The following is an 11,319-nucleotide window of genomic DNA, read 5'->3' on the forward strand; positions in this document are numbered from 1 at the left end:
CTCCTTTTTGCGTGATATTTTTCAACGAAAAAACGGGGCGAATCAGGCTACAAACGAAATCGACCCCGGCGTCGCCTGCCCACAACCGACAGCCCTTGATGAAACGGGCGAAAGGTGCGAAGAGGAACGCTGCGGGGCTTTTCCCCAAAACATAAACAGTTTACGTCATGGTAGACAAAACTCAACAAAAGTTCAAATTTCCCGGCGGCCCTCCACGGCCCGGTTGACCGTGGCGTCGTCCACGAATTCCAGGTCGCTTCCCATGGGGATGCAGTGGGCCGGCCGGGTGACCCGAATGCCGAGAGGGCGGACGAGCCGGGACAAGTAAAGTGCGGTGGCGTCCCCCTCGACGGTAAAGTTAGTGGCCACCAGGACCTCCTCCACCGCCCCCTGCCCCAGGCGGGCCGTCAACTCGGCGACCTTCAAATCCTCGGGACCGACGCCGTCCAGGGGCGACAGGGCGCCATGCAGAACGTGGTAGCGCCCCCGAAAAGAACGGCTGCGCTCGATGGCGATAAGGTCCTGAGGCTGCTCCACAACACAGAGCAGGCGGTCATCCCGCCCTGGGTCGGTACAGAGGGGGCAGGGATCTGCCTCGGTGATGTTGAAGCAGACCGAACAGAAACGAACCTTCTGCTTCAGATCACGAATAGCGCCTGCCAGGGCCTCGACCTCCCCGGTCGCTTGGCGCAGCACAAAGAAGGCCAACCGGGTCGCTGTTTTCTGCCCGATGCCGGGGAACTTGGCCAGTTCGGCCACCAGCCGGGCGAAAGACGGGATGGAGTCTAGCATGGCTTAAAACAAAAATCCAAGAGTTTTAAAATGGCGTTCTATTTTTTTAAGTGGACTGAAGAAGTTTTGTATCGCTAAAATTTTTTGGCCTTACCATTTCAAGGCATGGCCACCATAGCAGAAGGTTTTCTCATGGGAAAGAAAAAAGCCACCGCCATTCTTCCCCATGACGGTGGCCTGCCGACCGAAGCGATCCCAGAGATCAGAAGAGCCCGGGGATCTGCATGCCGCCGGTGATCTTCGACATCTCCTGCTGGGCCATGTCCTGGCTCTTCTTGATCGCCTCGTTGACCGCAGCGATCACCAGATCCTGCAGCATCTCGACATCCTCCGCATCGACCGCACTCGGCTCGATTTTGAGAGAGAGTAGCTGTTGCTTGCCGTTGACGGTGGCGGTCACCATCCCCCCGCCGGAGGAGGCCTCCACCTCGCGGTTCCCCAGATCCTCCTGCAGGCGAGCCATCTTCTGCTGCATGAGCTGGGCCTGCTTCATGATGTTCCCCATACCTTTGGACATGGTTCCTACCTCCTTGCATCGCCTCCGCGGGCGGCGTTTGTGAATTGATATTTCAGCCGTCAGCAATCAACTTTCGGCTCGAAACTGTTTCCACGACCGAGGGATCAAGGACCTCCCTCAGACGAACCCCTTGTCGATCGGCTTGACGGTCTTGACCTCGCCGCCGAAGATATCCACGGCCGCCTTCACCATCGGATGGTCCAGGGCGTCCTCCCGGAGGCGCTTCTTGCGGTCGGTTTCCCGGGCAAGGCGCTCATCCAGCAGAGAAGGGGGAGCGTCCCCCTCCCGAGCATCCACCGGAGAGACCAGCACCTTCACCGGCTGTCCGAAATGCTCCTGGGCCAAATCCTCCAGAGCCTGCAGGGTCTCCGGGTCCTTAACCTGCTCGAGCGGAAAGGAGCCGGCGGGAAAGCCGATCTTCAGCTGGGGCAAATCGAGGGCCAGGAGGCTGGCGCCTTCGAGCATGGAACCGACGAGGGGCCGGCGGCCCCTGACGTACTCCACCAGACCCTGCCAGCCCCGGCCGCCGTCCCCTTCGGGCGCCGGGGCCTCAGTCTTTTTTGGCGGCGCCGCCTCCGGTTGCCGGACGGGGGGCCTTGCAGAGACCTGGGCGGGGGGCCTTGCAGAGGCCTGGACGGGAGAATAGCCCCCCCCCGCCGCCAGGCGCCCCTCGACCTCCTCGAGCTTGCGCACCAGGGCGGCAATCTCCCGGGCCGGGGGCAACTGGGCCAGGCGAATCAGGGCCATCTCCAGGGTCAGACGGGGAAAGGCCGAGCCGGCCAGCTCGGCCTCGGTCTTGACCAGCAGGCCGAGGGCCCGCTGCAGGTCTTCCAGGCCGGAAGCTCCGGCCAGAGCCTGAAGACCCTGGACCTCCTCGCCCGTGGCGTCGAGATGCTCCGCCGGATCCTCCAGCACCTTGACCAGAACCAGGGCTCGGAAGGTCTCCACCAGTTCCTGGCAGAACTGCCGGAAGGAGTGCCCCAACTCGTCCACCCGGCGCACCGTCTCCAGAGCCTTGCGGCTGTCGCGCTGCATGACGCCCTCCACCGCGTCGAGCAGAAGCCGGCGGTCCACCATCCCCAGGAGCCCCTGCACATCGTCGTCGGCCACATCCTCGCCGCAGAACGCGATGACTTGGTCGAGGGTGGAGAGAGAATCGCGCATGCTCCCCTCCCCCCTTCGAGCGACCAGGGAAAGGGAGCGGTCTGAGATCCGGACCCCCTCGGCATCCACGATCTCGCGCAGGCGTCCGGAGACCCGTCCGAGGGGGATCTTGCGGAAGTCGAAACGCTGGCAGCGCGAAAGGATGGTGACGGGAATCTTATGCGGTTCGGTGGTCGCGAAGATGAACTTGGCGTGTTCGGGCGGCTCCTCAAGCGTCTTCAGCAGAGCATTGAAGGCGTTGATGGAGAGCATGTGGACTTCGTCGATGATGAAGAGCTTGTATCGGGAGCGCGACGGTAGGTAGCGGATATTCTCGCGCAGGTCGCGAACGTCGTCGACCCCGGTGTTGGAGGCGCCGTCGATTTCGAAGACATCGGTTCCCTGCCCGGCGGCGATCTCCTTGCAGGAAGGACACTCGTTGCACGGGGTCGGGGAGAGGCCCTCCTCGCAGTTGAGGGCCTTGGCAAGGATTCGGGCAGCGGAGGTCTTGCCGACCCCCCGGGCGCCCGTAAAAAGGAAGGCGTGGTGAACGCGGCCGGTGCGGATGGCGTTGGCCAGGGTCCGGCTGACATGCTCCTGCCCGATCAGGTCTTCAAAACTCTGGGGCCGCCACTTGCGCGCCAGGACCAGGTAAGACATGAGGCCTCGGAGTCTCCACGGCAAAGGTGGAAGGGCAAAAGAAGATAGACGGGTTTGCCGCCACAAGTGACAGCCAGGCACCCCCGCGGCACACGGCTGAGGTCGTTACCGCTGCTCCCTTCCGGGCCTGACGGAGTTGGCGACCGGCCGTTGCGCGGGACCCGGCTGTCACTTCTGGCGGCAATGGACGCCGGCTATGTCATCGGAATGTTTAAAACTGGCGGAGAGGGAGGGATTCGCCCACTTTCGTCGCCGCCGTCACGGCGGCTCCGGCGTCGGCTCCCCTGCGCTCGCTGGCGCGTCCATCCCTGGCCGCTTTTCTGCCGCTGGCAGCGCTCGCTCCGCTTCGAATCCCCTTGGGATCCATCTGCTTGCAAAAACTGGCGGAGAGGGAGGGATTCGAACCCTCGGTACCTTGCGGTACACCCGCTTTCCAGGCGAGCACCTTCGGCCTCTCGGTCACCTCTCCGCAGGTTGCGCAGAATACATCAAAGGGGTATGGCTGTAAAGAATTTTCTGAGCGCTGCGGCAGCCCCCCGGAAGACGGGCGGACACTCACTCTATCGGGTCGGCCGCCGGGTCCTCCAGCCTCCCCTGACAGGCCTGCTGCACCTCGTGGCGCAGAATGGCATTCTCCTGAGCGAGGTTCTTGACCTGGTTGGTGAGCTGGGAAATCTTGATCGAAAACTGCACCGCGACGAGCGCCAGGAAAATGATCGAGCCGAGGAAGAGGGTCGTCGTCGGCAGGGCCGCTCCGATCATCTCCGTCAGCGCCACCAGCCATTCATACTTGACCACCAGCACGAACATCCCGACGCTGACTGTCAGCCAGAGCACCGAGTACTCCTCGCGCAAACGCTTGCGGCGCACCATCTCAAAGGTGAAGAAAAAAACCCCGGCACAGACCAGAAGGGCGAATATCTTCTGATTTATCGGCATGACACAACCTTTCGGTAAAACTTGCGGCTGCGCATCAAGGTGACGGAAATCGACAGGAACATCTTGAAGATGTAATAAAGCGGCTTCAGCCCGCCGTGCATGGTCTTGCCCTCCTCGTTGGCAAGCATGCGCACCGGCACCTCCTGGATTCGGAAACCGGCCAGGTTGAGGGTCACCAGCATGTCGGCGTCGGGATAGTCGCAGGGGAAGATGTCCGCCGTGAAGAAGCGCGCCACATCCTTGTTGAAGGCCGCGTAACCCGAGGTGGGGTCGGTGATCGGCCGGCCGATGAGGACCGAGACCAGCTTGCGGAAAATCAGGATTCCGAGCCGACGGGAGAAGGAGGGCCGGTAGCTCTCCACGTCGAGGAAACGGGAACCGAGGGCGAAATCTGTCTCCCCCCGGACCACCGGCTCCAGCAGGCGGGGAATGAACTCCGGGTCATGCTGCCCGTCGCCGTCCAGCTGAACCACGAAATCGTATTGCTGCCGGCGGGCGTGCTTGAAGCCGGTCTGGATTGTGGTCCCATAGCCCATGTTGTAGGGATGGCGGATAACCAGGGCGCCGGCCCTCCCGGCGACGGCGGCCGTATGGTCGTAAGAACCGTCATCGACCACCAGGATGTCGCACTCCGGGACAGCCTTGCGGACGCGGCCCACCACCTCGCCGATGAGGGGCTCTTCGTTATGGGCCGGAATGATGACAAGCGTTCTGGGCATCGGACATATCCGTGATCGGTGATTCGTGAAGAGGTAAATCGTGGTCGGGGAACGGGGTCAGGGGCGAGGAAAAGACGCCCCTTGAACCGTCACGGGACAACATGACACCATACAACTATTTAACCTGCTTTGGCAAATCCTGAAGATAAGGCAGGCACAACGGAGACCCAGGTTTCAGGACAGAGGGGACAGGAACCTTCATCCTCGTTCCTTGAACCCCAAACCCGTCACCCGCTCTCCGCGCGAATCACAGAACCTAAAAAAAAACCGGGACAATCCTGGATCATCCCGATGCCGGTTCAAACTTTTTTGTTGCAGATCAGGCCACAGTCCCCAAAAAACCGGCAGGAGGCGGATCGAATCTGATCAACACGGATTTTGAACACCAACCAGGCCAAAACAGCTTCAGGCATTATTCGCATCAACCCGTGTCCCGTCAGACTGATGGCTTCGTTTTGTTGATATTTGACAGCTGAGAACTGACCTTAGTGTCCGTCATCATCGATCAGGGCCAGCAATTCCGCAGTCTTTTCCTCCATCAGCGCCGCATCCCCGCGCGACTCCACGTTGAGACGCAGCACCGGCTCGGTATTGGAAGAGCGCAGGTTGAAGCGCCATTCGGCGAATTCCATGCTCAGCCCGTCGGTGAGGTCGATCGCCGGGGCCTGTTCCGCGTAGCGTTCGCGAACCCGCTCGATCGCGCCTCCCGGGTCGGTCAGGCGGCGGTTGATCTCCCCGCTTGCGGGGAAGAGGCGCATCCGCTCCCCCACCAGAGCCGAGAGGGCCTTGCCGGTCCGCCCCATCAGTTCCAGAACGAGGAGCCAGGGGATCATTCCGCTGTCGCAGTAGGCAAAGTCGCGGAAATAATGATGGGCGCTCATCTCCCCGCCGTAAACGGCGTCCTCTTTGCGCATCCGCTCCTTGATGAAGGCGTGGCCGGTCTTGCTCTGGATCGGCTCCCCGCCAGCCCTGCGGACCAGGGCGATCGTGTTCCAGGTCAGGCGCGGGTCATGGATGATCTTGGCGCCGGGATGGCTGGCGAGAAACGCGGCGGCAAGAAGACCGACGATGTAATAGCCCTCGATGAATCCTCCCGCCTCGTCGAACAGGAAACAGCGGTCGAAATCGCCGTCCCAGGCGATGCCCACGTCGGCACCGTGCTCCCGGACCGCATCGGCCGTCGCCGCACGGTTCTCCGGCAGCAGGGGGTTGGGTATCCCGTTGGGGAACGTCCCGTCGGGCTCGTGATGAACCTTGACGAATTCAAAGGGCAGGTGTTTCTCGAGCAGATCGACCGCCGGTCCGGCACAGCCGTTTCCGGCGTTGACCACCACCTTGAGAGGGCGCAAGCCCCCGGCATCGACGTAGCCCAGAAGATGCCGGGCATACGCCTCTTTGACGTCGAGGGAAACGACCCGCCCCTTCTTTTCCGCCGGAGCGAACTCGCCCCCGGCGGCCAGATCCCGGATAGCGTCGAGGCCGCTGTCGCCGCTGATCGGCCTGGACTGCTTCCGCACCAGCTTCATGCCGTTGTAGTCCATGGGGTTGTGGCTGGCGGTCACCATGATGCCGCCGTCCGCCCCCGAATGGAAGGTGGCGAAATAGACCTCCTCCGTGCCGCACAGCCCGATATCGAGGACATCCGCTCCGCCGTCGGTCAACCCCTCGGCGAGGGCGTCGCAGAGCTCGCCGCTAGACAGACGCACGTCCCGGCCGACGATGACCTTCTCCGGCGCCAGGAACTGCGCATAGGCCCGCCCGATCCGGTAGGCAATGTCCGCGTTCAATTCATCGGGCAAGCGCCCGCGAATGTCGTAAGCCTTAAAACAGTTAAGTCGGTCCATCATGCCCCCCCCACCGATGGAAAATGAATCAAATGACAACGCTACAGGCTGAAAAGATTACGAGCGGCCATAAACGTCCCCGAACCTCTCAATGTCATCTTCCCCAAGATAACTCCCCGATTGGACCTCGATCAACTCCAAGGGGATCTTCCCCGGGTTCTCGAGGCGGTGGGTCACGCCGAGTGGAATGTAGGTCGACTGGTTCTCGCTCAGAAGAACGACCTCGTCCCCCTTGGTGATGCGCGCAGTCCCCTTGACCACGATCCAGTGTTCGGCCCGATGGTGGTGCCTCTGCAGGGACAGGCTGGCGCCAGGATTCACCGTAATGCGCTTGACCTGAAAACGCTCCGCGCTGTCGATGCATTCATAGGACCCCCAGGGCCGAAAAGCCTTTCGGTGCAGGATGGCTTCGTCACGCTGCTGCATTTTCAACTGACTGACGATCTCCTTGACATCCTGAACCTTGTCCCTGTGAGCCACCAGGACCGCATCGGCCGTCTCGACGACAACGTGGTCTTCGAGCCCCACCGCCGCGATCATCCGGCCTTCGGCATGAAGGTAGTTGTTTTTGGCATCATTGAGCAGAACATCGCCATACACCAGATTGCCGTGACAGTCATGCTCCCCCACTTCCCAAAGGGCCGACCACGACCCCACATCGCTCCATCCGGCGTCGAGAGGAACGACCACCGCATCCTCCGTTTTCTCCATCACGGCGTAATCGATGGAATCACTCGGGCAGGCGGCAAAGGCATCGGCGTCGAGGCGAATAAAATCGAGGTCCCTTTCGGCCCCCTCGACGGCCTTGCGACAGGCGGAGACGATCTCCGGGGCGAACCGGTCCAACTCCTGAACCAACCGGGACGCCTTGAACATGAACATGCCGCTGTTCCAGGAATAATCCCCGGAGTCGATATAGGAGCGGGCCGTCTCGAGATCCGGCTTCTCCACGAAACGGGAAACGGCGAAGGCCGTGACGCGTGACGCGTGACCAGTGACGGGTGCCCCCTCCAGCTTCACGCTTCCAGCTTCCAGCTTCCGGCTTTCGAGCGGGGCCCCCGCTCGAATATACCCATACCCTGTCTCCGGCCCCGTCGGTACGATGCCGAAAGTGATCAGCTTGCCCTGTTCGGCCAATGGGACGGCCGATTCGATCACCCGGCGCAGGCCCTCGGCCTGTCGGACAACGTGGTCCGCCGGAAGAACGAGCAGAAGGGGGTCTTCTCCCCCCTCCATGGCCTGGAACGCGGCCACCGCAACCGCCGGGGCGGTATTGCGCCCCACCGGCTCGAGAATGATCGCCGACGGTGCACGACCCAACTGCTTTAGCTGCTCGGCAACCATGAACCGGTGGTTTTCATTGCAGACAACCGCCGGTTCTGCGAGGCCGGAAATCCCTTCGAGGCGGCTGACCGTATTCTGCAACATGGTCTTGTCGCCTACCAGGGGAAGAAGCTGCTTGGGATACAGCTCCCTGGAGAGGGGCCACAGGCGTGTCCCCGCCCCCCCGGAAAGTATGATTGGTACAAGCATCGCTGGAAACCTCCCCTGGAATCTATTAAATGGTCAATCCGAAAAAACCGGCATCTCGAAAAAGAGAGAATGCAAAACCCACAACACGGGCGTGGCGTTACCCTTGCCAGTATGCAGGGAGTTCCCCTCTCCCGATGCCATAATAGGTGAAACCCCTGTTTTTCAAAAGAAGGGGGTCGTAAATGTTGCGGCCGTCAAAAATCACCGGTTGCCTCAGGGTCGTTTTGATCTTGTCAAAATTCGGGCTTCGGAAAATCTTCCATTCGGTAAGGACCGCCAGCGCCTCGGCGTTTTCCATGGCTTTTTCCGGGGAATCGCACAGGACAAGGTCGTCCCTCTCCCCGTAAATGCGCAGGGCCTCATCCATGGCCTCCGGGTCATAAGCCTGAACCTTTGCCCCGGCCTCCCAGAGCGCCTCCATCAGGGTGCGGCTCGGAGCCGCCCGCATATCGTCGGTGTTCGGCTTGAATGCCAGTCCCCACAAAGCGATCGTCTTGCCCACGAGATCCCCATGGAAGTGGTGGTTGATTTTCTTGAACAGGACCTGCTTCTGCTCATTGTTGACGCTCTCCACCGCCTGGAGGATGTGCCCTTCGTAGCCGTATTGGCGCGCGGTCCGCTCCAGGGCCTGCACATCCTTGGGAAAACAGGAGCCTCCGTAACCGGCCCCGGGATAGATGAAGGAATAGCCGATCCTGGAATCGGACCCGATGCCGCGCCGCACCTGCTCGATATCCGCCCCCACCCTCTCACTGATGTTGGCCAACTCGTTCATATAGCTGATCTTCGTCGCGAGCATGGCGTTGGCGGCATACTTTGTCAGTTCGGCCGAACGAACGTCCATGGTCACCAGGCGGTCAAAATTGCGGTTGAACGGGGCATAAAGAGCCTTCAGAAGCTCGGTCGTACGCGGGTTGTCCGTCCCGACGACGATCCGGTCGGGCTTCATGAAATCGCTGATGGCGTCCCCCTCCTTGAGGAATTCGGGGTTGGACACCACGTCGAACTCCAGCTCCATCCCCCTGCCGTCCAGCTCCTTCTGCACGACGGCCTTGACCTTGTCGGCCGTGCCGACGGGAACCGTCGATTTATCGACAATAACGCGATAGTCGTCCATGTGCTCCCCGATGCTCTTTGCAACGGCGAGGACGTATTGGAGGTCGGCGGAACCGTCCTCGTCGGGCGGGGTGCCGACGGCGATAAACTGGAACAGGCCGTGGGCGACCCCCTCGGCCACATCGGTCGTGAAGGAGATTCGCCCCGCCGACACGTTGCTCTGGATCAGTCCGTCCAAGCCGGGCTCGAATATGGGGATCTCTCCCCGCTGCAGCATGGCAATCTTGTTTTCGTCGATATCGACGCAAAGGACCTCGTTGCCGACGTCGGCAAGACAGGCCCCGGTCACCAGACCGACATAACCCGATCCAAAAATTGTGATTTTCATAAACGCTCCCGAGTTCTTTCTGGAGAAAAGATAAACAGCATTCAACCGTTAATTATTTCAAAAACTCTTCTCAAAGGCAAACGTCAATTCCGGTTGCAGGGCAACGTCCCGACAAGAAGTCGTCGCCGGAGCAGATTGCCCGCAAGGGCGAGCCGGGATCCGACCTGTTCCCGGAAGGGCCGGCGGAAGCTCGCATTGTCCTCGTGGCGGCGGTACTGCATGGTCTTTTCGGGAACGAACTCGACCTCCCCGTAAATCTCGCTCAACAGCCCCAACCACGAGTCGTGCATGGGGATTGTCTTCGGAAACGGAAGAGCCACATCGAGGAGCCTGCGGGTGAAAGCCATGGTACAGCCCATGTACGTGTTGTCGTACAGGTTTTTCACCAGGCCCCGCCCTGCCCCGATCATTCCGAAGATGGAAGCGCAGACCACCACCCCCTCGGCATCGATCACCTCCCCGTCGAGGGAAAGGGTGACAATTTGCCCGGACCGCCCTTTCAGGCGCTCGCGAACGAGATCGACCTTGTTCTCCAGCCAGACATCGTCCTGGTCGGCCAGGACGATGATCTCCCCCGTGGACCGTTTCAGGGCGTTTTCGAGGTTGTAGGCGGGATGGAAAAAGGCGTTGCCGGGAAAAAACTTGACCCTCGGATCCCGACAGGAGGCGACGATCTCGGGGGTGCGGTCCGTGGAGGAGTCGTCCGAGACGATGATCTCATCGTCCTTCGCCAGCTGCCGCAGAATGGACTCGAGCTGCCGGGGGAGAAACCTCTCCCCGTTGCGGGTGGCCATGCAGACTGATACGGGGACCGGATTCATTGCGGACAGACTGGCTTCAGAAGATGCGGCTCTCAGGGGCTGACAATAAAGTAGCTGTTCAAAAGGTTGGGCTTGTTGTACTCCAGGCGTGCGCCGGCGGGATCGAGAACCCGCCCCCCCGCGCTCTCCACGACAGCCTGGCCCGCGCCCGTATCCCACTCCATGGTCGGGCCTAGGCGAGGGTAAAGATCGGCCCGGCCCTCGGCCACGACGCAGAGTTTGAGGGAACTCCCAACCGGCAGGGCTTCGGCCACCTTGATGCTCTTCAGGTAATCCTCGAGTTCGGGCGACGGATGGGAACGGCTCATAACGACCGTCTGCCCCTCCTCGGGAGCCTCCGGGCGCACCTGGATCCGCAGGGGAGACTCCTGTCCCTTCCGGGTTAACGCCCCCTCCCCGACCCTGCCATAGTAGAGCTTGTCCTGGGCCGGCACATACACCACCCCGAGAACAGGGGCATTGCCTTCGACAAGGGCGATGTTCACGGTGAATTCACCGTTGCGCTTGATGAACTCCTTGGTCCCGTCGAGGGGATCGACCAGCCAGAAGCGCTCCCAGTCCTTGCGCTCCTCGTAGGGGATGTCCTTCCCCTCCTCCGAAAGGATCGGGATCTAGGGGAAATGCGCCTGCAGCCCCGCCATGATCGCCTCGTGGGACGCCTTGTCGGCAGCCGTCAGCGGAGACTTGTCTTCCTTGAATTCAACGGCGTGATCGCCGTCGTAGATATCCATGATGGCCGCGCCGGCCTCGCGGGCGATGGCGCAGACCTTCTCAATGTCGATGTTCATGACGAATCCTTCGGCTTCGCAGCTGTAAGCTGTAAGCTGTAAGCTGTAAGCTGTAAGCTGTAAGCTGTAAGCTGTAAGCTGTAAGCTGTAAGCTGTAAGCTGTAAGCTGTAAGCTGTAA

At 61.1% G+C, this 11,319-nt stretch carries 9 protein-coding genes, 1 tRNA gene, 1 other RNA gene and 1 pseudogene; all 12 read right to left on the bottom strand.

Going from position 1 to position 11,319, the window contains the following annotated elements:
• Nucleotides 1–192: 192 nt before the first annotated feature.
• The 12 genes and pseudogenes from recR to cysQ all read right to left on the bottom strand — a co-directional run bounded on the left by recR (nt 193) and on the right by cysQ (nt 11,200).
• Entirely contained in the window at nt 193–792 is a 600-nt protein-coding gene (gene recR, locus C0617_RS03820; protein WP_291315694.1) for a recombination mediator RecR, read from the bottom strand.
• A gap of 202 nt (nt 793–994) precedes the next feature.
• Nucleotides 995–1,309 carry a YbaB/EbfC family nucleoid-associated protein gene (locus tag C0617_RS03825; RefSeq protein WP_291315695.1) on the bottom strand — a complete coding sequence of 105 codons (315 nt, stop codon included), beginning with the start codon at nt 1,307–1,309 and terminating at the stop codon, nt 995–997.
• 117 nt (nt 1,310–1,426) lie between these two features.
• Complete coding sequence (gene dnaX / locus C0617_RS03830) at nt 1,427–3,112, bottom strand: DNA polymerase III subunit gamma/tau (protein ID WP_291315696.1); 1,686 nt, start codon at nt 3,110–3,112, stop codon at nt 1,427–1,429.
• A 68-nt stretch (nt 3,113–3,180) separates the two neighbouring features.
• Nucleotides 3,181–3,279, bottom strand: an RNA gene (gene ffs, locus C0617_RS03835) — signal recognition particle sRNA small type.
• Nucleotides 3,280–3,493: 214 nt separating this feature from the next.
• Nucleotides 3,494–3,581, bottom strand: a tRNA-Ser gene (locus tag C0617_RS03840).
• A gap of 86 nt (nt 3,582–3,667) precedes the next feature.
• Entirely contained in the window at nt 3,668–4,051 is a 384-nt protein-coding gene (locus C0617_RS03845; RefSeq protein WP_291315697.1) for a DUF2304 domain-containing protein, read from the bottom strand.
• Nucleotides 4,042–4,770: a glycosyltransferase family 2 protein gene (locus C0617_RS03850; RefSeq protein WP_291315698.1), complete on the bottom strand. Its 729-nt coding sequence runs from the start codon at nt 4,768–4,770 to the stop codon at nt 4,042–4,044. Before C0617_RS03850 ends, C0617_RS03845 begins: the two co-directional genes overlap by 10 nt.
• 485 nt (nt 4,771–5,255) lie before the next feature.
• Nucleotides 5,256–6,614, bottom strand: coding sequence for a phosphomannomutase (locus tag C0617_RS03855; RefSeq protein WP_365888892.1), 1,359 nt, complete (start codon nt 6,612–6,614; stop codon nt 5,256–5,258).
• Between the two features lie 57 nt (nt 6,615–6,671).
• Nucleotides 6,672–8,147: a mannose-1-phosphate guanylyltransferase/mannose-6-phosphate isomerase gene (locus C0617_RS03860; protein ID WP_291315700.1), complete on the bottom strand. Its 1,476-nt coding sequence runs from the start codon at nt 8,145–8,147 to the stop codon at nt 6,672–6,674.
• A 97-nt stretch (nt 8,148–8,244) separates the two neighbouring features.
• Entirely contained in the window at nt 8,245–9,591 is a 1,347-nt protein-coding gene (locus tag C0617_RS03865; RefSeq protein WP_291315701.1) for a UDP-glucose/GDP-mannose dehydrogenase family protein, read from the bottom strand.
• An 83-nt stretch (nt 9,592–9,674) separates the two neighbouring features.
• Nucleotides 9,675–10,385, bottom strand: a complete 711-nt coding sequence (locus tag C0617_RS03870; RefSeq protein WP_291315702.1) for a glycosyltransferase — start codon at nt 10,383–10,385, stop codon at nt 9,675–9,677.
• Between the two features lie 59 nt (nt 10,386–10,444).
• Nucleotides 10,445–11,200, bottom strand: a pseudogene (cysQ, locus tag C0617_RS03875) (3'(2'),5'-bisphosphate nucleotidase CysQ).
• Nucleotides 11,201–11,319: the final 119 nt, after the last annotated feature.

It is taken from the genome of Desulfuromonas sp. (genome assembly GCF_002868845.1).
Classification (GTDB): domain Bacteria; phylum Desulfobacterota; class Desulfuromonadia; order Desulfuromonadales; family BM501; genus BM501.

Excerpts from the sequence above, each read along its gene's own strand:
- recR (WP_291315694.1), bottom strand. The coding sequence starts at position 792 with ATGCTAGACTCCATCCCGTCTTTCGCCCGGCTGGTGGCCGAACTGGCC.
- C0617_RS03825 (WP_291315695.1), bottom strand. The coding sequence starts at position 1,309 with ATGTCCAAAGGTATGGGGAACATCATGAAGCAGGCCCAGCTCATGCAG.
- dnaX (WP_291315696.1), bottom strand. The coding sequence starts at position 3,112 with ATGTCTTACCTGGTCCTGGCGCGCAAGTGGCGGCCCCAGAGTTTTGAA.
- C0617_RS03845 (WP_291315697.1), bottom strand. The coding sequence starts at position 4,051 with ATGCCGATAAATCAGAAGATATTCGCCCTTCTGGTCTGTGCCGGGGTT.
- C0617_RS03850 (WP_291315698.1), bottom strand. The coding sequence starts at position 4,770 with ATGCCCAGAACGCTTGTCATCATTCCGGCCCATAACGAAGAGCCCCTC.
- C0617_RS03855 (WP_365888892.1), bottom strand. The coding sequence starts at position 6,614 with ATGGACCGACTTAACTGTTTTAAGGCTTACGACATTCGCGGGCGCTTG.
- C0617_RS03860 (WP_291315700.1), bottom strand. The coding sequence starts at position 8,147 with ATGCTTGTACCAATCATACTTTCCGGGGGGGCGGGGACACGCCTGTGG.
- C0617_RS03865 (WP_291315701.1), bottom strand. The coding sequence starts at position 9,591 with ATGAAAATCACAATTTTTGGATCGGGTTATGTCGGTCTGGTGACCGGG.
- C0617_RS03870 (WP_291315702.1), bottom strand. The coding sequence starts at position 10,385 with ATGGCCACCCGCAACGGGGAGAGGTTTCTCCCCCGGCAGCTCGAGTCC.